General features: G+C 70.4%; 24 protein-coding genes. 11 read left to right on the top strand and 13 right to left on the bottom strand.

Annotated elements, in window-relative coordinates:
• Window positions 1-199: 199 nt before the first annotated feature.
• The 8 genes from ACWD4J_RS02835 to ACWD4J_RS02800 form a co-directional block, all read right to left on the bottom strand.
• Window positions 200-532, bottom strand: coding sequence for a metal-sulfur cluster assembly factor (locus tag ACWD4J_RS02835; RefSeq protein ID WP_030403776.1), 333 nt, complete (start codon window positions 530-532; stop codon window positions 200-202).
• Window positions 529-987, bottom strand: coding sequence for a Fe-S cluster assembly sulfur transfer protein SufU (gene sufU / locus ACWD4J_RS02830; RefSeq protein ID WP_351296297.1), 459 nt, complete (start codon window positions 985-987; stop codon window positions 529-531). Before sufU ends, ACWD4J_RS02835 begins: the two co-directional genes overlap by 4 nt.
• 13 nt (window positions 988-1000) lie before the next feature.
• Window positions 1001-2257, bottom strand: a complete 1257-nt coding sequence (locus ACWD4J_RS02825; RefSeq protein WP_451393447.1) for a cysteine desulfurase — start codon at window positions 2255-2257, stop codon at window positions 1001-1003.
• Entirely contained in the window at window positions 2254-3018 is a 765-nt protein-coding gene (gene sufC / locus ACWD4J_RS02820; RefSeq protein WP_451393446.1) for a Fe-S cluster assembly ATPase SufC, read from the bottom strand. The genes ACWD4J_RS02825 and sufC overlap by 4 nt, the downstream gene beginning before the upstream one ends.
• 7 nt (window positions 3019-3025) lie before the next feature.
• Window positions 3026-3355 (bottom strand): non-heme iron oxygenase ferredoxin subunit, encoded by a 330-nt coding sequence (locus ACWD4J_RS02815; RefSeq protein WP_351296305.1) that lies wholly within the window; start codon window positions 3353-3355, stop codon window positions 3026-3028.
• Entirely contained in the window at window positions 3352-4530 is a 1179-nt protein-coding gene (gene sufD / locus ACWD4J_RS02810; RefSeq protein ID WP_451393445.1) for a Fe-S cluster assembly protein SufD, read from the bottom strand. The genes ACWD4J_RS02815 and sufD overlap by 4 nt, the downstream gene beginning before the upstream one ends.
• A gap of 66 nt (window positions 4531-4596) precedes the next feature.
• Window positions 4597-6018 carry a Fe-S cluster assembly protein SufB gene (sufB, locus tag ACWD4J_RS02805; RefSeq protein WP_451393444.1) on the bottom strand — a complete coding sequence of 474 codons (1422 nt, stop codon included), beginning with the start codon at window positions 6016-6018 and terminating at the stop codon, window positions 4597-4599.
• Window positions 6015-6830: a helix-turn-helix transcriptional regulator gene (locus ACWD4J_RS02800; RefSeq protein ID WP_451393443.1), complete on the bottom strand. Its 816-nt coding sequence runs from the start codon at window positions 6828-6830 to the stop codon at window positions 6015-6017. The genes sufB and ACWD4J_RS02800 overlap by 4 nt, the downstream gene beginning before the upstream one ends.
• Before the next feature lie 285 nt (window positions 6831-7115).
• Here ACWD4J_RS02800 and ACWD4J_RS02795 point away from each other — a divergent pair, with 285 nt between their 5' ends.
• Complete coding sequence (locus ACWD4J_RS02795; protein ID WP_451393442.1) at window positions 7116-8039, top strand: ABC transporter ATP-binding protein; 924 nt, start codon at window positions 7116-7118, stop codon at window positions 8037-8039.
• Window positions 8036-8830 carry an ABC transporter permease gene (locus ACWD4J_RS02790; protein ID WP_451393441.1) on the top strand — a complete coding sequence of 265 codons (795 nt, stop codon included), beginning with the start codon at window positions 8036-8038 and terminating at the stop codon, window positions 8828-8830. The genes ACWD4J_RS02795 and ACWD4J_RS02790 overlap by 4 nt, the downstream gene beginning before the upstream one ends.
• A gap of 72 nt (window positions 8831-8902) precedes the next feature.
• Here ACWD4J_RS02790 and ACWD4J_RS02785 read toward each other — a convergent pair whose 3' ends face one another.
• A complete protein-coding gene (locus ACWD4J_RS02785; RefSeq protein WP_451393440.1) occupies window positions 8903-10162 on the bottom strand; it encodes an MFS transporter in 1260 nt (419 codons plus the stop codon).
• A 226-nt stretch (window positions 10163-10388) separates the two neighbouring features.
• Entirely contained in the window at window positions 10389-11270 is an 882-nt protein-coding gene (locus ACWD4J_RS02780; protein WP_451393439.1) for an IclR family transcriptional regulator, read from the bottom strand.
• Window positions 11271-11389: 119 nt separating this feature from the next.
• Here ACWD4J_RS02780 and ACWD4J_RS02775 point away from each other — a divergent pair, with 119 nt between their 5' ends.
• The 5 genes from ACWD4J_RS02775 to ACWD4J_RS02755 all read left to right on the top strand — a co-directional run bounded on the left by ACWD4J_RS02775 (window position 11390) and on the right by ACWD4J_RS02755 (window position 16464).
• A complete protein-coding gene (locus tag ACWD4J_RS02775) occupies window positions 11390-12493 on the top strand; it encodes a cupin domain-containing protein (RefSeq protein WP_451393438.1) in 1104 nt (367 codons plus the stop codon).
• Entirely contained in the window at window positions 12493-13329 is an 837-nt protein-coding gene (locus ACWD4J_RS02770) for a fumarylacetoacetate hydrolase family protein (protein WP_451393437.1), read from the top strand. Before ACWD4J_RS02775 ends, ACWD4J_RS02770 begins: the two co-directional genes overlap by 1 nt.
• Window positions 13322-14047, top strand: coding sequence for a maleylpyruvate isomerase family mycothiol-dependent enzyme (locus ACWD4J_RS02765; RefSeq protein ID WP_451393436.1), 726 nt, complete (start codon window positions 13322-13324; stop codon window positions 14045-14047). The genes ACWD4J_RS02770 and ACWD4J_RS02765 overlap by 8 nt, the downstream gene beginning before the upstream one ends.
• Window positions 14048-14153: 106 nt before the next feature.
• Window positions 14154-15338, top strand: coding sequence for an FAD-dependent monooxygenase (locus ACWD4J_RS02760; protein ID WP_451393435.1), 1185 nt, complete (start codon window positions 14154-14156; stop codon window positions 15336-15338).
• A 112-nt stretch (window positions 15339-15450) separates the two neighbouring features.
• Window positions 15451-16464 (top strand): COX15/CtaA family protein, encoded by a 1014-nt coding sequence (locus tag ACWD4J_RS02755; RefSeq protein ID WP_451393434.1) that lies wholly within the window; start codon window positions 15451-15453, stop codon window positions 16462-16464.
• 56 nt (window positions 16465-16520) lie between these two features.
• Here ACWD4J_RS02755 and ACWD4J_RS02750 read toward each other — a convergent pair whose 3' ends face one another.
• The 3 genes from ACWD4J_RS02750 to ACWD4J_RS02740 form a co-directional block, all read right to left on the bottom strand.
• Window positions 16521-17627: an amidohydrolase family protein gene (locus tag ACWD4J_RS02750; RefSeq protein WP_451393433.1), complete on the bottom strand. Its 1107-nt coding sequence runs from the start codon at window positions 17625-17627 to the stop codon at window positions 16521-16523.
• A gap of 186 nt (window positions 17628-17813) precedes the next feature.
• Window positions 17814-18185: a hypothetical protein gene (locus tag ACWD4J_RS02745; protein WP_451393432.1), complete on the bottom strand. Its 372-nt coding sequence runs from the start codon at window positions 18183-18185 to the stop codon at window positions 17814-17816.
• A gap of 102 nt (window positions 18186-18287) precedes the next feature.
• Window positions 18288-19229 (bottom strand): heme o synthase, encoded by a 942-nt coding sequence (locus ACWD4J_RS02740; RefSeq protein WP_451393431.1) that lies wholly within the window; start codon window positions 19227-19229, stop codon window positions 18288-18290.
• 353 nt (window positions 19230-19582) lie between these two features.
• On the opposite strand from ACWD4J_RS02740, the gene tkt reads away from it, so the two are divergent.
• The 4 genes from tkt to opcA are packed head-to-tail and all read left to right on the top strand — an operon-like array spanning window position 19583 to window position 25464.
• On the top strand, window positions 19583-21670 hold the full coding sequence (tkt, locus tag ACWD4J_RS02735) for a transketolase (RefSeq protein ID WP_451393430.1): 2088 nt from the start codon (window positions 19583-19585) through the stop codon (window positions 21668-21670).
• A gap of 35 nt (window positions 21671-21705) precedes the next feature.
• Window positions 21706-22824 carry a transaldolase gene (gene tal, locus ACWD4J_RS02730; protein ID WP_451393429.1) on the top strand — a complete coding sequence of 373 codons (1119 nt, stop codon included), beginning with the start codon at window positions 21706-21708 and terminating at the stop codon, window positions 22822-22824.
• A gap of 4 nt (window positions 22825-22828) precedes the next feature.
• Window positions 22829-24361, top strand: a complete 1533-nt coding sequence (zwf, locus tag ACWD4J_RS02725; protein WP_451393428.1) for a glucose-6-phosphate dehydrogenase — start codon at window positions 22829-22831, stop codon at window positions 24359-24361.
• Window positions 24358-25464, top strand: coding sequence for a glucose-6-phosphate dehydrogenase assembly protein OpcA (gene opcA, locus ACWD4J_RS02720; RefSeq protein WP_451393427.1), 1107 nt, complete (start codon window positions 24358-24360; stop codon window positions 25462-25464). Before zwf ends, opcA begins: the two co-directional genes overlap by 4 nt.
• Window positions 25465-25466: the final 2 nt, after the last annotated feature.

The raw sequence follows: 25466 nt of genomic DNA, 5'->3' as shown, positions 1-25466 counted from the left end.
CCGTCATTGACGCGAACGCGCCACTTGATCGTCGGCCCGCAGCCTCACGCGCGCCCGGCGCAGCGCCCCACGCGCCGGTAGCGCACCAGTTCACTGACAGTGCAGCAGTTCGGCGGGTTCGGGCCAGAACGGTCGTGCCCGCCGGCCGGATTACGACCGGCGGGCACGACCGCCATGACTACCGAGAATGCAGATCGGCTCAGACGTTGAAGCCCAGCGCCCGAAGCTGCTCCCGGCCGTCGTCCGTGATCTTGTCCGGGCCCCACGGCGGCATCCAGACCCAGTTGATACGGAGCTCGCTGACGAGGCCGTCCGTAGCCGACTTGGCCTGGTCCTCGATGACGTCGGTCAGCGGGCAGGCCGCGGACGTCAGCGTCATGTCGACGGTGGCGATGTTCGCGTCGTCGACGTGGATGCCGTAGATCAGGCCGAGGTTGACGACGTCGATGCCCAACTCGGGGTCGACGACATCCATCAGAGCCTCACGGAGTTCTTCCTCCGAGGCCGGCTTCATCTCAACGGTCTCGCTCATGCGGTCTTCGCCTCCTCCGCGAAGGCCTGGGCCGTCGCGTCCTTCCACGCCATCCAGCTGAGCAGCGCGCACTTCACCCGGGCCGGGTACTTCGAGACTCCGGCGAACGCGACCGCGTCCTCCAGGATCTCCTCCATCGCGTCGTCCGGCTCGATGCGGCCCTTGGACTGCATCAGCTCCAGGAAGACGCCCTGGATCTTCTGCGCCTCGGCCAGCTCCTTGCCGACGAGCAGCTCGTTCAGCACGGAGGCCGAGGCCTGGCTGATGGAGCAGCCCTGGCCCTCGTAGCTGATGTCCTCGATCCGCTCCCCGTCGTACTTGACGCGCAGGGTGATCTCGTCGCCGCAGGTCGGATTGACGTGGTGCACCTCGGCGTCGCCATCACGCAGACCGCGCCCGTGCGGGTGCTTGTAGTGGTCCAGGATGACGTCCTGGTACATCGAATCAAGCTTCACTGGCAGCAGCCCCTCAGCCGAAGAAGTTCCGTACGTGCTCCAGGCCGTCCACCAGAGCGTCGATCTCGGCCGGTGTGGAGTACAGATAGAACGACGCTCGTGTGGTCGCAGGAATTCCGTACCGCAGGCACACCGGTCGGGCGCAGTGGTGGCCGACCCGGACCGCGATGCCCTGCTCGTCGAGGACCTGGCCCACATCGTGGGGGTGTATGTCGCCGAGCGTGAAGGAGATCGCGGCGCCCCGGTCCTCGGCCGTCGTCGGGCCGATGATCCTGAGGTCGGGGACCTCGAGCAGGCGCTTCACCGCGTACTCCGTGAGCGCGTGCTCGTGGGCGGCGATGTTCTCCATGCCGATGGAGTTCAGGTAGTCGATGGCCGCGCCCAGACCGACCGCCTGCGCGATCGGCGGGGTGCCCGCCTCGAACTTGTGCGGCGCCGGGGCGTACGTCGACGAGTGCATCGAGACGGTCTCGATCATCTCGCCGCCGCCGAGGAACGGCGGCAGGTCCTCGAGGAGCTCCTGCCGTCCCCACAGGACGCCGATGCCCGTCGGGCCGCACATCTTGTGGCCGGTGAAGGCCACGAAGTCGGCCTGCAGGGCCTGGACGTCGAGCGGCATGTGGGGCGCCGCCTGCGAGGCGTCGATCAGCACCAGCGCACCGACCTCCTGGGCGCGGCGCACGATGGCCTCGACCGGGTTGACCGTGCCCAGGATGTTGGAGACCAGCACGAACGAGACGATCTTCGTCTTCTCCGTGATGATCTCTTCGATGTTCGAGAGGTCGAGACGGCCGTCGTCCGTGAGGCCGAACCACTTCAGCTTCGCGCCGGTGCGCTGCGACAGCAGCTGCCACGGAACGATGTTGGAGTGGTGCTCCATCTCGGTGATGACGATCTCGGTCTCGTGGTCGACCCGGTAGGGCTCGTCGGCCCAGCCGAGCATGTTCGCCACGAGGTTGAGCGACTCGGAGGCGTTCTTCGTGAAGATCACCTCGTCGCGGCTCGGCGCGTTGATGAAGGCGGCGACCTTGTCGCGGGCGCCTTCGTACTCCGCCGTGGCCTCCTCGGCGAGCACGTGCACGCCGCGGTGGACGTTGGCGTTGTACCGCTCGTAGTAGGCGTTGAGCACGTCGAGGACCTGGCGCGGCTTCTGGGAGGTCGCCGCGTTGTCCAGGTACACCAGCTTCTTCCCGTCGTGGACCAGGCGGTCCAGGATCGGGAAGTCCTTGCGGATCGCCTCGGTGTCGAGGAGGCCCGGCAGCTGTGTCACGCGGATGCGCCACCCTTCGTGTATGCCTCGTAGCCCTCGTTCTCCAGCTTGTCGGCGAGCTCGGCGCCGCCGGACTCGACGATGCGGCCGGCCGCGAAGACGTGGACGTAGTCGGGCTTGATGTAGCGGAGGATCCGCGTGTAGTGCGTGATCAGCAGGGTGCCGACCTCGCCGGTCTCGCGCACGCGGTTGACGCCCTCGGACACGACGCGCAGGGCGTCGACGTCGAGGCCGGAGTCGGTCTCGTCGAGGATGGCGACCTTCGGCTTGAGCAGCTCGAGCTGAAGGATCTCGTGGCGCTTCTTCTCACCGCCGGAGAAGCCCTCGTTGACGTTGCGCTCGGCGAAGGCGGGGTCGATCGAGAGGCGCTCCATGGCCTCCTTGACCTCCTTCACCCAGGTACGCAGCTTGGGGGCCTCGCCACGGACGGCGGTGGCGGAGGTGCGCAGGAAGTTGGAGACCGAGACGCCGGGGACCTCGACCGGGTACTGCATGGCGAGGAACAGGCCGGCGCGGGCGCGCTCGTCGACGGACATCGCGAGGACGTCCTCGCCGTCGAGGGTGACGGTGCCGCTGGTGATCGTGTACTTCGGGTGACCCGCGAGGGAGTAGGCGAGGGTCGACTTGCCCGAGCCGTTGGGGCCCATGATGGCGTGCGTCTCGCCCTGCTTCACGGTCAGGTCGACGCCCTTGAGGATCTCCTTCGTGGCGTTGTCGGCCTCGACGGTGACGTGCAGGTCTCGGATTTCAAGCGTTGCCATGGGTGCCTCAGGACTCCTGGGTGAGGGAGACGAGTACGTCGTCCCCTTCGATCTTTACGGGGTATACGGGGACAGGGCGCGTCGCGGGTAGGCCGGACGGCTTGCCGGTGCGGAGGTCGAAGCTGGAGCCGTGCAGCCAGCACTCGATCTGGCAGTCCTCCACCTCGCCCTCGGAGAGGGAGACGTTCGCGTGCGAGCAGATGTCGTAGATCGCGAACACCTCGCCCTCGGTACGGACGACCGAGACCGGCGTGCCGTCGATGTCCACCCGCTTCGGGGTGTCATCCTCCAGCTCGCTCAGTCCGCAGACGCGTACGAACTTCGACGGGTCAGTCATCCGACCGCCGCCTCCAGCTCTGCCTCGATCTTCGCGATGAGGCGCTCCTCGATGTCCTCGACACCGATCTGCTGGACCAGCTCGGCGAAGAAGCCGCGGACGACGAGGCGGCGGGCGTCCTGCTCCGGGATGCCGCGGGCCATCAGGTAGAAGAGCTGCTCGTCGTCGAAGCGGCCGGTGGCGCTCGCGTGGCCGGCGCCGACGATCTCGCCGGTCTCGATCTCCAGGTTCGGCACGGAGTCGACGCGGGCACCGTCGGTCAGAACCAGGTTCCGGTTCATCTCGTAGGTGTCCGTGCCCTCGGCCTTGGCCTCGATGAGGACGTCGCCGATCCACACCGCGTGCGCGTCGTCGCCCTGGAGCGCGCCCTTGTAGGCGACATTGGACTTGCAGTGCGGGGTGTTGTGGTCGACCAGGAGGCGGTGCTCCTGGTGCTGGCCCTCGTCGGTGAAGTACAGGCCGAACAGCTCGGCCTCGCCGCCCGTGCCCGCGTACGTGACGCGCGGGTGGAGACGGACGAGGTCGCCGCCGAAGGTGACGACCACGGACTTGAAGCTCGCGTCACGGCCGACCAGCGCGTTGTGCTGGGCGACGTGCACCGCCTTCTCGTCCCAGTCCTGGATGGAGACGACGGTGAGCTTGGCGCCGTCGCCCAGGATGTAGTCGACGTTGGCTGCGAGCACGGCGTCACCGGTGTGGTCGATGACGACGACGGCCTCGGCGAAGTTGCCCAGCTCGATCACCTGGTGGCCGAAGGCGACCCCGCCCTCGCCGTGCACGGCGATCCGGATCGGGGTCTCGAGGACCTTCTCCTCGGGGACGGTCACGACCGAGGCCTTCTCGAAGGACGAGTACGCCTGGGCGGCGACGCGGTCCACCGGGGTGCCCGCCTTGCCGAGCCGGGCGTCGTCGCGCCCGACGGTCTCGACGATGACGCCCTCGGGGGCCTCGACCTCGACCTTCACACCGGTTCCGTTGGCGACCGCGGTGCCGTCGTGCAGCCCGCGCAGCCGCTCCAGCGGCGTGAAGCGCCACTCCTCCTCGCGGCCGTGCGGCACGGGGAAGTCCGCCACGTCGAAGGACGGCGGCGCGCTCATGCGCGTGGCGACGGTCGACTCCGCGGCGACCGCGATCGAGCCGGCGGTGGTGGAGCCCACCGGAATGTTCTCAGCCATGGCTGTCGTGTTGCTCTCTTCCTACGTCTACGAGTCTTCAGGCTGCTGTGCGGGAGCGGGGCCGGATCAGCCGACCGCGCCCTCCATCTGCAGCTCGATCAGCCGGTTGAGCTCCAGCGCGTACTCCATGGGCAGCTCCTTGGCGATCGGCTCGACGAAGCCGCGCACGATCATCGCCATCGCCTCGAACTCGGAGAGACCGCGGCTCATCAGGTAGAAGAGCTGGTCCTCGGAGACCTTGGAGACGGTCGCCTCGTGGCCCATGGACACGTCGTCCTCGCGGACGTCGACGTACGGGTAGGTGTCGGAACGCGAGATCGTGTCGACGAGCAGCGCGTCACAGAGCACGTTGGACTTCGAGCCCGCGGCGCCCTCGCCGATCTCGACCAGGCCGCGGTAGGAGGTACGGCCGCCGCCGCGCGCCACCGACTTGGAGACGATGTTGGACGACGTGTTCGGCGCCATGTGGACCATCTTGGAGCCGGCGTCCTGGTGCTGGCCCTCGCCCGCGAAGGCGATCGACAGGGTCTCGCCCTTGGCGTGCTCGCCCATCAGGTAGACGGCCGGGTACTTCATCGTGACCTTGGAGCCGATGTTGCCGTCGATCCACTCCATGGTCGCGCCCTCGTACGCCACGGCGCGCTTGGTGACCAGGTTGTAGACGTTGTTCGACCAGTTCTGGATGGTCGTGTAGCGGCAGCGGGCGTTCTTCTTGACGATGATCTCGACGACCGCGGAGTGCAGCGAGTCCGACTTGTAGATCGGGGCCGTACAACCCTCGACGTAGTGCACGTAGGCGCCCTCGTCGACGATGATCAGGGTCCGCTCGAACTGGCCCATGTTCTCCGTGTTGATCCGGAAGTAGGCCTGGAGCGGGATCTCCACGTGCACGCCCGGCGGGACGTAGATGAACGAGCCACCGGACCACACGGCCGAGTTCAGCGAGGCGAACTTGTTGTCGCCGACCGGGATGACGGTCCCGAAGTACTCCTTGAAGAGCTCCGGGTGCTCCTTCAGCGCGGTGTCGGTGTCGAGGAAGATGACGCCCTGCTCCTCCAGGTCCTCGCGGATCTGGTGGTAGACGACCTCCGACTCGTACTGGGCGGCGACACCCGCGACGAGGCGCTGCTTCTCCGCCTCGGGGATGCCGAGCTTGTCGTACGTGTTCTTGATGTCCTCGGGCAGGTCCTCCCAGGACTCCGCCTGCTTCTCCGTGGAGCGCACGAAGTACTTGATGTTGTCGAAGTCGATGCCCGACAGGTCCGAGCCCCAGGTCGGCATGGGCTTCTTCTCGAAGAGCTTCAGGCCCTTGAGACGGAGCTTGGTCATCCACTCCGGCTCCGACTTCTTCGCGGAGATGTCCCGGACGACGTCCTCGTTCAGGCCGCGCTTGGCAGAGGCACCGGCCTCGTCGGAGTCGGCCCAGCCGAATTCGTAGTTGCCCAGGCCCTCGAGCTCAGGGTGAGCAGTCTCCGTGGGGAGAGTCATGCGGGGTTCCTCCCGGCCGTGCTTGCAGATGGGTTGTTCGTGGTCTGTGGGGTGTGCGGGGCCTGTCCCACGCTCTGCCCTGGTGGATCGCTCCGCGGGATGAACGTCGTGCAGACGCCGTCACCGTGGGCGATGGTGGCCAGCCGCTGGACGTGCGTCCCGAGCAGCTGCGAGAAGACCTCGGTCTCCGCCTCGCACAGCTGCGGGTACTGCTCCGCGACGTGGGCCACCGGGCAGTGGTGCTGGCACAGCTGCTCGCCGTTGGCCCGACCGGGTGCGCTCCGCGCCGTTGCAGCGTACCCGTCGACGCTCAGAGCCTTGGCCAGAGCCTCCGTGCGCTCCTCCGGGGCCGCCGCCTCGATCGCCTTGCGGTAGGCCTCGGCCTGCGCCGCGAGCCGGGCCCGGGCGAAGGCCACGACCGCCGCCTGACCTCCCGCGTTCCGCTCGATCCAGCGCAGCGCGTCCACCGCGAGCTTGTCGTACGACTGGTCGAAGGCGTCCCGGCCGCAGTCCGTCAGCGCGAACACCTTGGCCGGCCGCCCGCGCGTACGCGCGCCGTAGACCCGCTGCTCACGCGCCTCCACGACATCATCGGCGACGAGTGCGTCGAGGTGGCGGCGCACAGCCGCCTGGGTGAGGCCGAGCCGCCCGGCCAGGTCGGCCACGGTCGAGGGCCCGTGATCCAGGATGGACCGCGCGACCCGGTTGCGGGTGGACCGCTCCCCGGTCGCGAGCTCCTCCTGTGGAGCCTCAGTCGATCGCGTGCCGTTTTTCACAACGCCATTGTTGCGTAATTCCCGAGAGCCTGACAACCCACGTCCGGAACACTCGCGGTGCCGTGCGTCACTTAGGCATACCTAAACTGACCTGCGGAAATGATCATTGATCGATCAAACCGATGGCGGCGCGAGCGGCGGTCCTGCACACTCCCGGAGCATGACGAAACCCCCTCCGACCGGCCCACTCTGCCCATGTCACGGCGGCTTCCCCTGGCGGATCGCGGGTGGCGCCGACGTCTTCGGCGAGCCGGAACCGGGGTCGGACCGGGCAGACCCCGCCCGCCGGGTGCCCTCGGGTCACTCCCTAGACTTCCCGGCATGCGAGTAGAGCCCGTCGTGCAGGTCCATGGCCTGACCAAGCGGTACGGCACGAAGACCGCGGTCGACGGACTCGACCTGGCGGCCGGGCCGGGCATCACCGCCGTCCTCGGCCCCAACGGTGCCGGCAAGACCACCACCGTCGAGACCTGCGAGGGATACCGGAAGCCGGACTCGGGGACCGTGCGCGTCCTCGGCCTGGACCCCGTACGGCAGGCCGCCGCGCTGCGGCCGCGGATAGGCGTGATGCTCCAGTCCGGCGGCGTGTACTCGGGCGCCCGGGCCGACGAGATGCTGCGCCATGTCGCGAAGCTGCACGCGCAGCCGCTGGACGTGGACGCGCTCATCGAGCGCCTCGGACTCGGCTCTTGCGGCCGTACGACCTACCGCCGACTGTCCGGCGGCCAGCAGCAGCGTCTCGCACTCGCCATGGCCGTCGTCGGCCGCCCGGAACTGGTCTTCCTCGACGAGCCGACCGCGGGCCTCGACCCGCAGGCGCGCCGGGCCACCTGGGACCTCGTACGCGATCTCCGGGCGGACGGCGTCTCGGTGATCCTGACCACCCACTACATGGACGAGGCCGAGCAGCTGGCCGACGACGTCGCGATCATCGACGCCGGCAAGGTCATCGCGCAGGGCTCCCCCGAGGAGCTCTGCCGCGGCGGCGCCGAGAACACCCTGCGGTTCACCGGGCGCCCCGGCCTGGACGTCGCTTCGCTGCTCAAGGCCCTCCCGTCGGACTGCGCCGCGGCCGAGCTGACGCCGGGCGCCTACCGCGTGTCCGGCAAGGTCGACCCGCAGCTACTGGCCACCGTCACGTCCTGGTGCGCCCAGCACGGTGTGATGCCGGACAAGATCTCGGTCGAGCGGCACACCCTCGAAGACGTGTTCCTGGAATTGACCGGTAAGGAGCTGCGCGGATGAGCGCCGGAACCGAAGCGCGGCCGACGAGCGCCGGCACCTACACGCCGAGGCCGGGAGCGGCTCCGCTGTCGCGGATGATCGCGGCCCAGGCGGTGCTCGAGACGAAGATGCTGCTGCGCAACGGCGAGCAGCTGCTGCTCACCGTCGTCATTCCGACGCTGCTGCTGGTGCTCTTCAGCTCGGTCGACATCGTCGACACCGGGAGCGGCAAGGCCGTGGACTTCCTGGCTCCCGGCGTCCTCGCGCTCGCCGTGATGTCGACGGCGTTCACCGGGCAGGCCATCGCGACCGGCTTCGAGCGGCGGTACGGCGTCCTGAAGCGGCTCGGCATGTCTCCGTTGCCGCGCTGGGGCCTGATGACCGCGAAGACGCTGTCCGTGCTGGTCACCGAGGTACTGCAGGTGGTCCTGCTCACGGTGATCGCCTTCGCGCTGGGCTGGTCGCCGCAGGGCAACCCCCTCGCCGTACTGCTCCTGCTGATCCTGGGCACGGCCGCCTTCTCCGGCCTCGGCCTGCTGATGGCCGGCACGTTGAAGGCGGAGGCGACCCTGGCCGCCGCCAACCTGGTCTTCCTTCTGCTGTTGGTCGGCGGCGGCGTGATCGTCCCGCTCGACAGGTTCCCGGACGCGGCGCAGTCGGTGCTCGGCCTGCTGCCGATCTCGGCCCTGTCGGACGGGCTGCGGGACGTGCTGCAGCACGGGGCCGGGATGCCATGGGGCGACCTCGGGATCCTGGCGGTGTGGGCGGTCGTGGGGCTGGGGGCGGCGGGGAAGCTCTTCCGCTGGGAGTGACCCTATTTCCTCAGCCGTCTGGGGGCACCTCCCGGCGTTAGCTGGGGGAGTTCGCGAGCACGAAGGGCGACATCAGCCCCGGCGCGCCGGGATCGCCAGCAGCGCCACAGCACACACCAGCGCGGCCGCCGCGAACACGTAGAACACGGTGGTCGGCCCCATCGCGGCGTCCAGGATCCAGCCACCCAGCAGCGGCGCCACGATCGCACCGCCGCGCCCGAAGCCGGAGACACAGCCCAGCGCGGTGGCGCGGGCCGAGGCCGGGTAGCTGGACGCGACCCAGTCGTTGAGCATCGTCAGCGCCGACTGGGCGCCGACACCCGCGAGCGCCGTGACGCCGAGGATCACGGCCGTGCTGCCGCCCTGCGACAGGGCGAGGACGGCGAGCGCGGCGAGCACGGCGCTGCCTGCGGTGACCAGCCGCGGTCCGATCCGGTCGGCGAGGAGGGCGAGCGCGAACGAGCCGACGACGGCACCGAGGTTGAGGACCAGCGTGAAGCGCAGGGCCGAGCCGAGCGGATAGTCCATCTCGCGCATCAGCTGCGTGAGCCAGGTGTTCAGGCCGTACCAGGCCAGCAGGACCGCGAAGTTGCCGACGGTGAACAGGACGGTGTGGCGCGCGTACGCGCTGGAGAGCACGGTCCGGACACCGGCCGCCTCGCCGTCGGGAGAGACCTCGCGAACGGCAGCGGCCTCGCCGGCGGGCGCGGAGACAGGGCGGGAGCCCGGCAGCAGCAAGTAGGCGGTGGCGAACACGACCGCCGACAGGGCGCCGCCGACGCCGAAGAGGCCGCGCCAGCCCAGGGTCTCACCCCAGGTCGTGGCGGTCAGCGCGGCCAGGACGCCGCCGATGGGGATGCCGGCCAGCACCACGGTCGCCACCAGCGCGGAACGGCCGCGCGGCGCGTGCTCCTTGCTCAGCGCCACGCAGGACGGCATCACACCGCCCATGCCGATGCCCGCGAGCAGCCGGAACAGGCCGAACTGCCAGGGCTCGGCGGCCAGCGCGCAGGCCACCGTGAACACGGTGAAGACGCTGCCGGAGGCCAGCAGGAGACGGCGCCTGCCGAGGCGGTCGGCGAGCGGTCCGCAGACGACGGCGCCGATGAGCATGCCCGCGTAGGCGAGGCTGCCGAGGGTGCCTGCGAGGGATTTGTCAAGCCCCAGGGGGCCGTCGTCGAGCATCGCGGGCAGTGCCACGCCGTAGACGATGAGGTCGAAGCCCTCCACCGTGATCGCCGCCGTACACAGGGCGACCACGGCCCAGGTCAGTGCGGATGAGCGGGGTGGGGCGGTGGGGCGGGTGGCGGGAGCCTGAGCGTCGATGGTCATGCGGCCACGTCCTGTCGCGGGGGAGGCAGGTGAACCCTCGGGCCGCCTCTCGCGTGCGCCGGTGTCCCTCCGGCGGTGCGCGGGCGACCTGTCGGTGACCGGGATGGAACCAGCGCGGTTACGCAAGGAGCAACCACTCTCGACAGTCGGTTCCGCAGAGCGGAATTGCCTCCCGGCCGCCCTCCACCGCACGCACCGCACGTCACAGGGCGCCCTCCACCGCAGGTCAGAGGGCGGCCTCCATCCGCCGCACGGCCTCCAGCAGCACCCCCGCCGCCTCGTCCAGGTGTGCCCGGGTGAAGCGCAGCGAGGGCGCGGACACGGTGAGCGCGGCGACGGCGCGCCCGCCGGGCTCGCGGACGGCGGCGCCCACCGCGTTGACGCCCCGCTCGGTGCCGCCGATGTTGATCGCGTAGCCCCGGCGGCGCACCGCGGAGAGACTGCGGTGCAGGGTCTCGGGGTCCGTCTCCTCGCCCTGGTCGCCCTTCGCTCCGTAGATCTCGGCGAGTTCGGCCACGTTCAGATCGGCGAGCAGCGCCTTGCCGCCCGAGGCGAGATGCGCGGGCAGGACGGCACCCGCGCGGCTGCCGACGCGCAGCGCGTGTGTGCCCTCGATGCTGTGCATGAAGCGCGCCTCGGCCCCGGAACGCACCACGAGGTGCACCGTTTCACCCAGTTTGCCGTTGAGCCAGAGCATGTGGGGCCGGGCGGTCTCGACGAGTTCGTAGTCGGAGCGCTGCGACATGCCGAGGCGATAGAGGGCGGGCCCTGGCCGGTACGCCTTGTCGGCGCCCTGCACCGCGAAGCCGCGGCTGCGCAGGGTGGCGAGCAGCCGGTGGGCGGTGGAGCGGGCGACGCCGAGGTGGTCGGCGGCGTCGCTGAGCCGGAGGCGGCCGTTCTTGCGGAGCAGGAGAAGCAGCGTCAGGGCGTTGTCGACGGATTCCAGGCCGGGGCCGTGGCTCGCGCCGGAGGCCTTCGGCGCGCCGGTGGACGCGTCGGAAGCGTTCGGCTCGCCGGTGCCCGCGCCGGTCGCCGCGGCTGCTGCGCCCGCTGTTGTGCCGTTCGATGCGTCATTCGATGCGTCAGCGGATGTCCGAGAGTTCCTCACAGAGGAATTCTAACCCGCTATGTGTTCCGCAGAAGAAAACTCCCCCTATGGTCATCGACATGCGAGACGGCGCCGTCCACAACCCGGCGGCGCCCGTAGGAGAAAGGGACGTGCTCCTCATGTCCGGACAGGAAGCGGCCGCAGAGCCGCAGGACCCCAGACTCACCGAGCTCTACAAGGAGTTCGACGCCCTCGGGCTGATCCCGCTGTGGACCGAGCGCGAGGACCTGATGCCGCTTCACCCCAAGCCGGCCGCGGTCCCGCACCGCTGGCGCTGGGAGGAGCTGTACGCCACCGCAGTCAAGGCGGGCGAGCTGGTGCCGGTCGGCCGGGGCGGCGAGCGCCGTGCGATCTCCCTCTCCAACCCGGGGCTGCACGGCCTGCCGCACGCGACCCCGACACTGTGGGCCGCGATCCAGTACCTCGGCCCGAACGAGGTTGCACCGGTCCACCGCCACGCGCAGAACGCGTTCCGCTTCGTCCTGGAGGGCGAGGGCGTGTGGACGATCGTCGACGGCGACCCGGTCGCGATGCGCCGCGGCGACCTGCTGCTGACGCCGGGCTGGGCCTGGCACGGCCACCACAACACCACGGACAAGCCGATGGCGTGGCTGGACGGCCTCGACATCCCGCTGTCCTCGGCGCTGAACACTGAGTTCTTCGAGTTCGGCCCGAACACGCTGGAGGACCGCTCGACGCCCGAGCGCTCCAAGGCGGAGCGGATCTGGGGCCACCCGGGTCTGCGCCCGCTGTCCGGCCTCGCCGACACCCCGAAGTCGCCGCTCGCCGCCTACCGCTGGGAGCACACGGACGCCGCGCTGACCGGCCAGCTGGAGCTGGAGGCCGAGGGTCACGAGGGCGTCACCGCGCACCCGGGCCACGCGGCGATCCGCTTCTCCAACCCGACCACCGGCGCCGACGCGCTGCCCACGATCCGTACGGAGATGCACCGGCTGCGCGCCGGGGCGGCCGTCCCCGCATCACGCGAGGTCTCCTCGTCGGTGTGGCAGGTCTTCGAGGGCGAGGGCGCGTTCGTCGTGAACGGCGAGCGGTTCGACGTCACGCACGGCGACCTGGTCACCGTCCCGTCCTGGGCCGAGGTGTCCGTCGAGGCGGGCGCGGACCGGCAGCTCGACCTGTTCCGCTTCAGCGACGCCCCCGTCATGGAGCGCCTCCACTTCCACACCCTTCCCGCCTCGGTCGCCGAAAGGACCACCCACTGATGAAGCTCGCCACCATCCGCACCGCCGGAACCACCGCTGCCGTACGCATCGAGGGCGACACCGCGTTCGAGACCGGCCACGCCGACCTGGGCTCGCTGCTCGCCGACCCGAACTGGAAGGAGACCGCCGCCGCGGCCTCCGGCGCCGCGCACGCCGTCGACTCGCTCGACTACGCGCCGGTCGTCCCCAACCCGGGCAAGATCATCTGCGTCGGCCTCAACTACCGGAACCACATCCTCGAGATGGGCCGCGAGCTGCCGCAGTACCCGACGCTGTTCGCGAAGTACCCCGAGGCGCTCGTCGGCCCGTACGACGAGGTCGTGCTGCCCGCCGCGTCCGACGCGATCGACTGGGAGGCCGAGCTCGCCGTCGTCATCGGCACCACGGTCCGCCACGCCGACAAGGAGACCGCGGCCGCCGCGATCGCGGGCTACTCGGTCCTCAACGACGTGACCGCCCGCGACTGGCAGTACCGCTCCCCTATGTGGCTGCAGGGCAAGACCTTCGAGGCCACCACGCCCTTCGGCCCGGTCCTGGTCACGCCGGACGAGGCCGAGCCCGCCTCGGGTCTCACGCTCACCGGCGCGGTGGACGGCGAGACCGTGCAGCAGGCCGACACCTCCGACCTCGTCTTCGACGCGGCGACCCTCGTCTCGTACATCTCGACGATCCTCACCCTGAAGCCGGGCGACGTGATCGCCACCGGTACGCCGGGCGGTGTGGGCCACGCCCGCAAGCCGCAGCGGTACCTCGCGGACGGCCAGACCCTGACGACCTCGGTGTCCGGCATCGGCGAGCTGCGCAACGTGTGCCGTGCGGAGAAGACCGATGGCTGAGCGCGGCTTCGCGCGGACGCTCGGCTGGGTGCACGAGGGCTCGGCCCTGTTCCACAAGCGCCTGGACGAGCTGGGCGACGCGGCGGCCGAGGGGCCGTCGCTGCTGCCCGGCTGGTCCCGGGCGCACGTCCTGACGCATCTCGCCCGGAACGCGGACGCCCTGGTCAACCTGCTGACCTGGGCCCGCACCGGCGTCGAGACGCCGATGTACCCCAACCCGGAGTCGCGCCTGGACGACATCGAGCAGGGCGCCCGCCGCCCGGCCTCCGTGGTCCTCATGGACTTCCGGGACGCCGACGCCCGGCTGCTCGCCACCATCGACGCGCTGCCCGCCGGCTCCTGGGAGTCCATCGTCCGCAGCGCCCTGGGCCGCACCATCCCGGCGAGCGAGGTGCCCTGGATGCGGACCCGCGAGATCTGGGTGCACCTGGTGGACCTGGGCGCGGGCGACGACACCGACGCGTTCCCGGCGGACCTGGTCGACGCGCTGCTCGCCGAGGTGTCGGCGGCGGTCGGGGCCAAGGACGACTGCCCGGCGGTGCTGCTGCGGCCCACCGACCGGGACGGCGCCGAGTACCGGCTGGGCCCGGACGGCACCAAGCCGGAGGTCGTCGCCGCGCCCGCGGCCGGGCTGTGCGCCTGGCTGCTGGGCCGCGACACGGCGGGCGCCCGCGCGGCGCGGGGCTCCGCCCAGGCGGTACTGCCCCGCTGGCTCTGAACGAGCGCGCGAACGAGCCGAACAGCGAGGGCTCGTACCCCTCAAGAGCCGGCGAGCGTCAAGCTCGCGGACGAGCCCTCGCATGATCTTGCATAAGGAGCAAGCAATGAGCAGCCAAGACAAGCTCATCGTCATCGGCGGCGGCATCGGCGGCGTGGCGACGGCCCTCGCCGCCCGTCGCGCGGGCCACGAGGTGACCGTGCTCGAGCAGGCACCCGCCTTCACGGAGGTCGGAGCAGGCCTGCAGATGGCGCCGAACGCGACCCGCGTCCTGCGGGACCTCGGCGTACTCGACCAGGTCGTCGAGGCGGGCGTGCTGCCCGAGCACCTCGTCTTCCACAACGCGGTCGACGGCAAGGAGCTGACGCGGCTCCGCCTGGACGCCGCATACGTGGAGCACTTCGGCGGCCCGTATGTCGTCGTCCACCGCAGCGACCTGCTCGACATCCTGGTCCGGGCCGCCGGCGAGGCCGGCGTGGAGCTGCTGACCGGACAGCGTGTCGAGGACGTCGAGCAGCAGCCGGGCTCGGTCATGGTCCGCACGGCCGACGGGACCGAGTACACGGGCGCCGCGCTCATCGCCGCCGACGGTCTGCACTCGCGCACCCGCGCGCTGTTCAGCGACGACGAGCCGATCCAGTCCGGCTACGTCGCCTACCGCGGCACGATCCCCATCGAGGACGTCAAGGGCGGCGAGAACCTGCGCGACGTACTGGTGTGGATGGGCCCCAAGCTGCACCTGGTCCAGTACCCGCTGCGCTCCGGTGCCCTCTACAACCAGGTCGCCGTCTTCCGCAGCCCCGGCTTCGACCGCGGCGAGGAGAAGTGGGGCGGCCCGGAGGAGATGGAGCAGGTCTTCGCGGCCGCGTGCGAGCCGGTGCGCCGCGCCCTGCCCGGCCTCGGCCGGCAGCGCTGGTGGCCGATGGCCGACCGCGAGCCGATCTCCTGCTGGACGAAGGACCGGATCGCCCTGCTCGGCGACTCCGCCCACCCGATGCTGCAGTACCTGGCGCAGGGCGCCTGCCAGGCCCTGGAGGACGCGGCCACGCTGGCCGCCACCGCCACCCGGCACACCGCCGGCAACGGCACGGTCGCCTGGCCGTCCGCCCTGGAGGAGTACGCCGCGGTGCGCGCGCCGCGCACCGCCCGCGTGCAGTCCACCGCCCGTGTCTGGGGTGAGATGTGGCACGTCGAGGGCGTCGCCGCGCTGCTGCGCGACGAGGTGTTCCGCGGCCGCGCCGACGACGATCTCAGCCCGGCCGAGTGGCTGTGGGGCCACCGAGCTGCGTGAACTCGGCCCCGAGCGGGGTCCGGCGTCTGCCGGGCCCCGCATTCCGCTGCCCGCAGGCGGTCTGTCCCGACATGCACACCCGCGTGAATTCATGCACAAGCTCGGCTCTAGCATGGTGCGCGTGCCAAAAGTGACCCGAGCCGATGCCGCCCGAGCCGTGCGCAACCCGCTGGCCTTCATCGCCGACCGCTGGACCCCGCAGCCCCGGACCGTTCAGCGTGCAGCCCTGTCCACCGTCGTCATGATGGCGGTCATCGTGGTCACCGGCGGTGCGGTGCGGCTGACCGGTTCGGGCCTCGGCTGCCCGACCTGGCCCAAGTGCACCGACGACTCGCTCACCGCGACCAGCGCCATGGGCGTCCACGGCGCCATCGAGTTCGGCAACCGCATGCTCACCTACGTCCTGTGTGCCGCGGTCGGCTGGGCGATCATCGCGGCACGCTCGCAGAAGCCGTGGCGGCGGAGCCTCACGCGGCTCGGCTGGGCGCAGTTCTGGCTGGTCATGAGCAATGCGATCCTCGGCGGCATCGTCGTACTCGTGGGCCTCAACCCGTACACGGTCGCGGCGCACTTCCTGCTCTCCTCCGCACTGATCGCCGTCGCCACGGTGATGTGGCAGCGCACCCGCGAGGGCGACGCGGCGCCCCGCCCCCTGGTCGGCAAGCCGGTCCGGCAGATGGTGTGGATCCTGGTCGCCGCCTCCGTACTGCTGATCATGGTCGGCACGGTGGTCACCGGCGCGGGCCCGCACGCGGGCGACTCGAGCGACGTGGAGCGCATGCCGGTCGACTGGGAGTCCGTCGCCAAGCTGCACGCCGTGCTCGCCTGGATCGTGGTGACCCTCACCTTCGCCCTGTGGTTCGTCCTCAAGGCGGTCGACGCCCCCAAGGGCCCGCTGCACCGCACCCGCGATCTGTTCCTGGTCCTGCTCGCCCAGGGTGTGATCGGCTACGTCCAGTACTTCATGGACCTCCCCGAGGCCCTGGTGGGGCTGCACATGCTCGGCTCGGCCGTCATGTGGATCGCGGTCCTGCGTGTCCTGCTGTCGGTGCGGGAGCGGCCGGTCGATGAGCCGGCGGCCGTGGCGCCGCCGCAGCGGCACGCGGTGGCGTCGCCCGCCTCCTGACAGGTCCGGTCCGAGGCCGGGCCGCCGGGAGCATCCCGGATCGGCTCCGGTGACGATCAACCCACCCCGTACACCCGCCGCGCATTGCCCGCCGCGATGAGCCCCGCCACGCGCTGCGCATCGGCCAGCGACCACGCCCCGTCGGCGACCCACCCGCCGAGCACCCTGCTCAGCGCCTCCCGGAAAAGGCGTGCTCCCACCACATGCAGTTCGGGCAGGGCACCTGCGCCGCTGGAGAACAGGAGCTTGCCGAAGGGGGCGAGTTCCAGGATCTCGGCGAGTACGGTCGCAGCCCGCGCCCCGGTGCGGACGAGAGCCGCGCCCAGGTCGGCGTAGACGTGCGGGAAGACCGCGGCGAGGTGGGCCGTGTGCCGGTGGTACGGGTAGCCGTGCAGCAGCACCAGGTCGGTGCCGAGCCCGGCCGTCGCCCGGACGAAATCCGTGAGCAGGGCGGGATCGGTGCGGTCGACGCGCAGGCCCGGCTCGGCGAGCCCGGCGTGCAGCTGCAGCGGGCGGCCCGAGGCGACGGCCATCCACAGCAGATGCCGCAGCAGCACCTGGTCGGTGAGGCTGCCGCCCGCCCGGCGGCCGGCGAGCCACCGGCCGGCGGCGCCCCGCACCTCTCCGGGGCCGGGCGGTTCGGGCGCGAGCGCCAGGCCGTCGCGTACGCCCGCGACCGAGGTGAACGCGACGGCGTGCGCGGCGGCCGCGTGCACCGACTCGGCGAGATTGGCGAGGAACGACGCCACGCTGCCGGAGGTGTCCGCGACCTGCTCGGCGAGCAGCTCCAGGCGGATGATCTCGTGTGCTTCGGCGTCCCCGGCCGTGGCCATCTCGCGCGGGCCGCTCAGATCGCCCGGCAGCCCGGTGTCGACGAGGTACGTCGTGATGCCGCTGCCCCGCAGCAGCCTGCGCCCCGACTCGAGCACACCCAGCTCACGCCGGCGCGCGAGATAGCGGGCCGGGGCGCAGTGCGGTTCCAGGCCGAGCAGCGGCGGACACCAGCGGCGTACGGCGAACCCGGTCTGGGTGTCGAAGAAGGTGGTCCCGGCGGCGGGCGGCCCCTCGCCCCGGCCCAGCTGGGCCTCGAAGGTGCCGAGCCCCAGCTCCGTACGCAGCACTCCATGGCAGTACTGGTCCACCAGCGACGGCGTTTCGATCATCCGGATCCCCCCGAGGAATAGACCGCGCCTCCACGGTCCTAACGGGTGAACCGGCCGCCAGGTGTTGCCCTGATCCCGACCAGTTGAGCCCCGACCAGTTGAGCCGCAACCAGTCGAGCCCTGGGACAGTCTTCGGCCGCGGCGGGGGCGCCGCCGCGGCCGGAATGTCACACGGGTCCCGGACGCTCAGCCGTTGCTGCGGCCGCCGACCTGGATCCCCGCCATGCGCGTCCATTCGTAGGGGCCGGTCTTCACCTTCGCCGCGAACTCGCCGTCGAAGGCCTCGTGGCGGGTGATCCCGGACTTCTCCACGGCCTGCTCGGCGATCTGGTACGTGGGGGCCACGAGGTCGCCCCAGCCGCCGTCCTCGCCGACGAGGACGATGCGGGCGCCCTTCTGCCCGATGTAGGCGATCTGTCCCTCGGCGCCGCCGTGCGCCTTGGCGAAGGCGCCGATCTCCTTGGCGAGCCTGGCCGTCCTGCGCTGGGCCCTCGCCGCCGCCTTGCGGTCGCCGCCGGCGGTCTCGCTGCTCTCGTCAACCTGCTGGGTCTCTGCCATGGCCCGATGCTACCCACGGGTAGATCAACTGGCGACGGGCGGACCACGTGGCCTTGGCCACGCAGCCCGCCCGTCGGACGAAAAGCTGCAAGCGCGCTGCGGCTACCGCAGGAAGGGGTCCACCGCGACCGCGACGAACAGCAGCGACACATAGGTGATCGACCAGTGGAACAGGCGCATCTCCTTGAGCTTGGCGCCCGTGACCTCGGCGTGGGCGCGCGCCTGCAGAGCGTGGGCCTCCCACAGCCACCAGCCGCCCGTCACCAGGGCCACCACCGTGTAGAACCAGCCGGTGTAGCCGAGCGGCTGCAGCAGCAGCGACGCGCCGACCATCACCCAGCTGTAGAGGACGATCTGCCGGGCGACCACCTTGTTCGAGGCGATGACCGGAAGCATCGGCACGCCCACGCGCGCGTAGTCGTCCTTCACTTTCATCGACAGCGGCCAGTAGTGCGGCGGCGTCCAGAAGAAGATGACGAGGAACAGGATGACGGCGGCGTACGACAGGGAGTTCGTGACCGACGACCAGCCGATGAGGACCGGCATACAGCCGGCGATGCCGCCCCACACGATGTTCTGCGACGTACGCCGCTTCAGGATCATCGTGTAGACGACGACGTAGAACAGCAGGGCGCCGAGCGACAGCCACGCGGACAGCCAGTTGACGAGCAGGCCGAACCAGAGCGTGGAGACGACGGCGAGGGTGATGCCGAAGACGAGGCCCTCGCGCGGGGAGACCATGCCGGTGACCAACGGCCGCTGCGAGGTGCGGTCCATGAGCGCGTCGATGTCGCGGTCGATGTACATGTTCAGCGCGTTGGCGCCGCCGGCGGACAGATAGCCGCCGAGGCAGGTCGCGAGCACCAGCCATAGGTCCGGCACTCCCTGCTCGGCAAGGAACATCACCGGGACCGTGGTGATGAGCAGAAGCTCGATGATCCGTGGCTTGGTCAGCGCCACGAACGCCTTGACACGGGCCCCGAACGGCCGGTGGGTAGGGCTCGTCCCGGTTACTCCCGCAGGACGGGATTCAACGGCCGTCACGCACACCCCTGACAGAGACATCCCAGCGAGCCTTGGCGTGAAGGCCGAGTAAGGGCTCGCGCGTACCACGCCACTTTAGACGTTGCCCGTCCTGGCCCTCCGCGGGGGGTGGGCCGTGTTGGTCATGGGGCGCTGCAACGTGCACGGATGTTCTCGAATGAGCATTCAAATGAGCGGCCTCGTATTCACCTGCTGAATAGGGAAAACGGCCCCGGCGATGCGGATATCGTCGGAGCCCTGCAACCTGGAATGGCCCGGAAAAACACGCCTACTCACAGCGGTAGTCTCGACACCGGCCGGCGAGCCCAGAGAACGCCGGCATTCGAACATGTGGAGAGGAGCCCTGACCCAGGGTGAGCACCGAGCCGACCACTACAGACCTCGAGTGGACCGAGTTGGACCAGCGGGCCGTCGACACCGCCCGCATCCTGGCCGCCGACGCCGTACAGAAGGTCGGAAACGGCCATCCCGGTACGGCGATGAGCCTGGCCCCCGCCGCGTACACCCTTTTCCAGAAGGTGATGCGGCACGACCCGGCGGACACCGACTGGACGGGCCGTGACCGGTTCGTCCTCTCCGCGGGTCACTCGTCCCTGACCCTCTACACCCAGCTCTACCTCGGCGGCTTCGGCCTGGAGCTGGACGATCTGAAGGCGTTCCGCACCTGGGGTTCCAAGACCCCCGGCCACCCCGAGTACGGCCACACCAAGGGTGTCGAGACGACGACAGGACCGCTCGGCCAGGGTGTCGCCAACGCGGTGGGCATGGCGATGGCCGCCCGCTACGAGCGCGGCCTGTTCGACCCGGACGCGGCCGCCGGCACGTCGCCGTTCGACCACTTCATCTACTGCATCGCCGGTGACGGCTGCCTCCAGGAGGGCATCTCCGCCGAGGCGTCCTCGCTGGCCGGGCACCAGAAGCTCGGCAACCTGATCCTGCTGTGGGACGACAACCACATCTCGATCGAGGGCGACACCGAGACCGCCGTCTCCGAGGACACCGTCAAGCGCTACGAGGCGTACGGCTGGCACGTGCAGCGCATCGCCCCGAAGCCGGACGGCGACCTCGACCCGCACGCGATCTACAACGCCGTCGAGGCCGCGAAGAAGGTGACGGACAGGCCGTCGTTCATCGCGATGCGCTCGATCATCGCCTGGCCGGCCCCGAACGCGCAGAACACCGAGGCCGCGCACGGCTCGGCGCTGGGCGACGACGAGGTCGCCGCCACCAAGCGCGTCCTCGGCTTCGACCCGGAGCAGTCCTTCGAGGTCACGGGCGAGGTCCTGGCCCACACCCGCCAGGCCCTCGACCGAGGCCGCGAGGCCAAGGCGAAGTGGGAGAAGTCGTTCCAGGAGTGGCGCAGCGCCAATCCGGAGCGGGCCGCGGAGTTCGACCGCATCGCCGCGGGCGAGCTGCCCGACGGCTGGGAGGAGAAGCTCCCGGTCTTCGAGGAGGGCAAGGCCGTCGCCACCCGTGCCGCGTCCGGCAAGGTGCTGCAGGCCCTCGGTGGCGTGATCCCGGAGCTGTGGGGCGGCTCGGCCGACCTCGCCGGGTCCAACAACACCACCATCGACAAGAACTCCTCGTTCCTGCCCGCGGACAACCCGCTGCCGGAGGCCGATCCGTACGGCCGCACCATCCACTTCGGCATCCGCGAGCACTCCATGGCCGCGGAGATGAACGGCATCGCGCTGCACGGCAACACGCGCATCTACGGCGGCACCTTCCTGGTGTTCTCCGACTACATGCGCAACGCGGTCCGCCTGTCCGCGCTGATGCACGTGCCGGTGACGTACGTGTGGACGCACGACTCCATCGGTCTCGGTGAGGACGGCCCCACGCACCAGCCGGTCGAGCACCTGGCCTCGCTGCGCGCCATCCCGGGGCTCAACGTCGTCCGTCCCGCCGACGCCAACGAGACCGCGATCGCGTGGCGGGAGATCCTGCGCCGCTGGACGAAGGAGTTCGGCAAGGGCGCCCCGCACGGTCTGGCGCTGACCCGCCAGGGCGTGCCGGTCTACGAGCCCAACGAGGACACCGCACGCGGCGGCTACGTCCTGTTCGACGCCGAAGGCGGCGAGGCGCAGGTCGTGCTGATCGCCACCGGCTCCGAGGTGCACGTGGCCGTCGAGGCCCGTGAGCAGCTGCAGGCCGCCGGTGTCCCCACCCGTGTGGTGTCGATGCCGTGCGTGGAGTGGTTCGAGCAGCAGGACCAGGGGTACCGGGACAGCGTCCTGCCGCCTTCTGTGAAGGCGCGCGTCGCAGTCGAGGCCGGCATCGGCCTGACCTGGCACCGGTACGTCGGTGACGCCGGGCGCATTGTTTCGCTGGAGCACTTCGGCGCGTCGGCCGACGGAAAGGTCCTCTTCCGCGAGTTCGGCTTCACTCCCGAGAACGTGGCTGCCGCCGCGCGGGAATCCATCGACGCCGCTCAGCGCTGACGCATTCAGACAACCAAGTAGGAGATGCATTTTCCATGACAGACGCACTCAAGCGCCTCTCCGATGAAGGCGTCGCGATCTGGCTGGACGACCTGTCGCGCAAGCGGATCACGTCCGGCAACCTCGCCGAGCTGATCGACCAGCAGCACGTCGTGGGCGTCACGACCAACCCGTCGATCTTCCAGAAGGCGATCTCGTCGGGTGACGGCTACGAGCAGCAGGTCGCCGACCTCGCCGCCCGCAAGGTCACCGTCGACGAGGCCATCCGCATGATCACCACCGCGGATGTCCGGGACGCCGCCGACATCCTGCGGCCCGTCTTCGACGAGACCGGCGGCCAGGACGGCCGGGTCTCGATCGAGGTCGACCCGCGCCTGGCGCACAACACCGCGGCGACCATCGCCGAGGCCAAGCAGCTCGCATGGCTGGTGGACCGCCCCAACACGCTGATCAAGATCCCGGCCACCAAGGCGGGTCTGCCGGCCATCACCGAGGTGATCGGCCTGGGCATCAGCGTCAACGTCACGCTGATCTTCTCGCTCGAGCGCTACCGCGAGGTCATGGACGCTTACCTGGCCGGCCTGGAGAAGGCCAAGGAGCGCGGCCTCGACCTGTCCAAGATCCGCTCGGTCGCGTCGTTCTTCGTGTCCCGCGTGGACACCGAGATCGACAAGCGCCTCGACGCCCTCGGCACCCCGGAGGCCAAGGAGGCGCGCGGCAAGGCGGCGCTCGCCAACGCCCGCCTGGCCTTCGAGGCGTACGAGGAGGTCTTCGCCTCGGACCGCTGGGCCGCGCTGGACAAGGCCGGCGCCAACAGGCAGCGCCCGCTGTGGGCCTCCACCGGCGTGAAGGACCCGGCGTACAAGGACACCCTGTACGTCGACGATCTGGTCGCCCCGGGCACGGTCAACACCATGCCGGAGGCCACGCTCGACGCGACCGCCGACCACGGTGAGATCACCGGCAACACCATCGCCGGCACCTACGAGCAGGCCCGCGCCGACCTCGATGCCGTCGAGCGGCTCGGCATCTCGTACGACGACGTGGTGCAGCTTCTCGAGGACGAGGGTGTCGAGAAGTTCGAGTCGGCCTGGAACGACCTGTTGAAGTCGACCGAGGCGGAGCTGCAGCGCCTCGCCCCCTCGGAGGGCTGACGCCTTGACCGCAGTACACGGAGCGAATCCGCTTCGTGACCCCGCAGACCGACGGCTCCCGCGTATCGCGGGGCCGTCGGGCCTGGTCATCTTCGGGGTCACGGGCGATTTGTCACGCAAAAAGCTGATGCCCGCCGTCTACGACCTCGCGAACCGAGGTCTGCTGCCCCCGGGCTTCTCGCTCGTCGGCTTCGCCCGCCGCGAGTGGCAGGACGAGGACTTCGCGGAGATCGTCCACGACGCGGTCAAGCAGCACTCCCGCACCCCCTTCCGTGAGGAGGTGTGGCAGCAGCTCATACAGGGGATGCGCTTCGTCCAGGGCGACTTCGACGACGACACCGCGTTCGAGCAGCTGCGCGCCACGATCCAGGAGCTGGACAAGGCGCAGGGGACGGGCGGCAACTTCGCCTTCTACCTCTCCGTACCTCCCAAGTTCTTCCCGCAGGTCGTCCAGCAGCTGAAGAAGCACGGACTGGCCGACCAGAACAACGGCTCCTGGCGCCGCGCGGTCATCGAGAAGCCCTTCGGGCACGATCTGGCCTCCGCCAAGGAGCTCAACTCGATCGTCCACGAGGTGTTCGCCCCGGAGCAGGTCTTCCGGATCGACCACTACCTGGGCAAGGAGACCGTCCAGAACATCCTGGCGCTGCGCTTCGCCAACACGATGTTCGAGCCGCTCTGGAACCGGTCGTACGTCGACCATGTGCAGATCACGATGGCCGAGGACATCGGCATCGGCGGCCGCGCGGGCTACTACGACGGCATCGGCGCCGCCCGCGACGTCATCCAGAACCACCTGCTCCAGCTCCTCGCGCTGACCGCGATGGAGGAGCCCGCCTCCTTCGACGCGGACGCGCTGGCGGCGGAGAAGACCAAGGTGCTGGGCGCCGTGCGGCTGCCCAAGGACCTCGGCGAGGACACCGTGCGCGCCCAGTACGCGGCCGGCTGGCAGGGCGGCGAGAAGGTCATCGGCTATCTGCAGGAAGACGGCATCGACCCGCAGTCGAAGACCGACACGTATGCGGCGATCAAGCTCGGGGTCGACAACCGCCGCTGGGCGGGCGTCCCCTTCTACCTGCGCACGGGCAAGCGCCTGGGCCGTCGCGTCACCGAGATCGCGGTCGTGTTCCAGCGCGCCCCGCACTCCCCCTTCGACCACACGGCGACGGAGGAGCTCGGGCAGAACGCCCTGGTCATCCGCGTCCAGCCGGACGAGGGCGTGACGGTGCGGTTCGGCTCCAAGGTGCCGGGCACCTCGATGGAGGTCCGGGACGTGTCGATGGACTTCGCGTACGGCGAGTCCTTCACGGAGTCCAGCCCCGAAGCGTACGAGCGGCTCATCCTCGACGTCCTGCTCGGCGACGCCAACCTCTTCCCGCGTACGGAGGAGGTCGAGCTGTCCTGGAAGATCCTCGACCCGATCGAGAAGTACTGGGACACCAACGGCAAGCCCGCGCAGTACCCGGCGGGCACGTGGGGACCCGTCGAGGCGGACGAAATGCTCGAACGAGACGGACGGAGCTGGCGTCGGCCATGAACATCGACCTCACGAACACCACCGCCAGCAAGATCAACAAGGCGCTCATCAAGGGCCGCCGCGCCATCGGCACCCCCGCCGTCGGCATGGTGCTCACCCTCGTCATCGTCACCGACGAGGAGAACGCCTACGACGCGCTCAAGGCCGCGAACGACGCCTCCCGCGAGCACCCCTCGCGCACCCTGGTCGTCATCAAGCGCGGCTCGCGCTCGCCCCGCGACCGCACGAGCTCGCGCCTCGACGCCGATGTGCGCGTGGGCGCGGACGCGGGCACCGGCGAGACGGTGGTGCTGCGGCTGTACGGCGAGGTCGTGCACCACGCCCAGTCCGTGGTGCTGCCGCTGCTCCTGCCGGATGCCCCGGTGGTCGTCTGGTGGCCGGTCAACGCGCCGCTCGACCCCGCGAACGACCCGCTCGGTGCGCTGGCCCAGCGGCGGGTCACCGACACCTACGCCGCCGAGCAGCCCGTCAAGGAGCTGAGCGCCCGCGCCGAGGCGTACACGCCGGGCGACACGGACCTGTCGTGGACCCGCATCACCCCGTGGCGGTCGATGCTGGCCGCGGCCCTGGACCAGGTGACCTGCGAGGTCACGTCGGTCGAGGTCGAGGGCGAGGAGTTCAACCCGAGCTGCGAGCTGCTCGCCATGTGGCTTGCGGACCGGCTGGACGTGCCGGTACAGCGGTCGGTGTCGGCCGGACCCGGCCTGACGGCCGTACGGCTGGCCACGAGCTGCGGCCCGGTCGTGCTGGACCGCGCGGACGGTGCGCTCGCGACTCTGTCCATCCAGGGCCAGCCCGACCGTGCGGTGGCGCTGCAGCGGCGCGACACGGCCGAGCTCATCGCGGAGGAGCTCCGCCGGCTCGACCCGGACGACACCTACGCGTCGGCTCTGAAGTACGGCGTGGACCGGCTGGCCGGTCCGTCGTCGGCGCCGACCGAGGGCGAGGACGTCCTCCCGTCGGCTGCCGGGGCGGACGGGTCCGCTGAGCCCGCCGAGTCGGCCGCCGGCGCGGAGGCACCCGCGAAGGCCGAGGCGCCCGCCAAGAGCCCGGCGAAGAAGACGACGGGCAGGGCACCGGCGAAGAAGGCGGCGGCGAAGTGACC

Source organism: Streptomyces sp. NPDC002577 (assembly GCF_053594815.1).
This window is presented reverse-complemented; position numbering and strand designations above follow the sequence as displayed.

Bases quoted from the DNA above. Each gene is read 5' to 3' on its own strand.
- ACWD4J_RS02750 (WP_451393433.1), bottom strand. From the start codon at position 17,627: ATGATCGAAACGCCGTCGCTGGTGGACCAGTACTGCCATGGAGTGCTG.
- ACWD4J_RS02745 (WP_451393432.1), bottom strand. From the start codon at position 18,185: ATGGCAGAGACCCAGCAGGTTGACGAGAGCAGCGAGACCGCCGGCGGC.
- ACWD4J_RS02795 (WP_451393442.1), top strand. From the start codon at position 7,116: ATGCGAGTAGAGCCCGTCGTGCAGGTCCATGGCCTGACCAAGCGGTAC.
- opcA (WP_451393427.1), top strand. From the start codon at position 24,358: ATGAACATCGACCTCACGAACACCACCGCCAGCAAGATCAACAAGGCG.
- ACWD4J_RS02835 (WP_030403776.1), bottom strand. From the start codon at position 532: ATGAGCGAGACCGTTGAGATGAAGCCGGCCTCGGAGGAAGAACTCCGT.
- ACWD4J_RS02770 (WP_451393437.1), top strand. From the start codon at position 12,493: ATGAAGCTCGCCACCATCCGCACCGCCGGAACCACCGCTGCCGTACGC.
- ACWD4J_RS02755 (WP_451393434.1), top strand. From the start codon at position 15,451: ATGGTGCGCGTGCCAAAAGTGACCCGAGCCGATGCCGCCCGAGCCGTG.
- tal (WP_451393429.1), top strand. From the start codon at position 21,706: ATGACAGACGCACTCAAGCGCCTCTCCGATGAAGGCGTCGCGATCTGG.
- ACWD4J_RS02785 (WP_451393440.1), bottom strand. From the start codon at position 10,162: ATGACCATCGACGCTCAGGCTCCCGCCACCCGCCCCACCGCCCCACCC.
- sufD (WP_451393445.1), bottom strand. From the start codon at position 4,530: ATGGCTGAGAACATTCCGGTGGGCTCCACCACCGCCGGCTCGATCGCG.
- ACWD4J_RS02790 (WP_451393441.1), top strand. From the start codon at position 8,036: ATGAGCGCCGGAACCGAAGCGCGGCCGACGAGCGCCGGCACCTACACG.
- ACWD4J_RS02815 (WP_351296305.1), bottom strand. From the start codon at position 3,355: ATGACTGACCCGTCGAAGTTCGTACGCGTCTGCGGACTGAGCGAGCTG.
- sufB (WP_451393444.1), bottom strand. From the start codon at position 6,018: ATGACTCTCCCCACGGAGACTGCTCACCCTGAGCTCGAGGGCCTGGGC.
- ACWD4J_RS02760 (WP_451393435.1), top strand. From the start codon at position 14,154: ATGAGCAGCCAAGACAAGCTCATCGTCATCGGCGGCGGCATCGGCGGC.
- sufC (WP_451393446.1), bottom strand. From the start codon at position 3,018: ATGGCAACGCTTGAAATCCGAGACCTGCACGTCACCGTCGAGGCCGAC.
- ACWD4J_RS02765 (WP_451393436.1), top strand. From the start codon at position 13,322: ATGGCTGAGCGCGGCTTCGCGCGGACGCTCGGCTGGGTGCACGAGGGC.
- ACWD4J_RS02775 (WP_451393438.1), top strand. From the start codon at position 11,390: ATGTCCGGACAGGAAGCGGCCGCAGAGCCGCAGGACCCCAGACTCACC.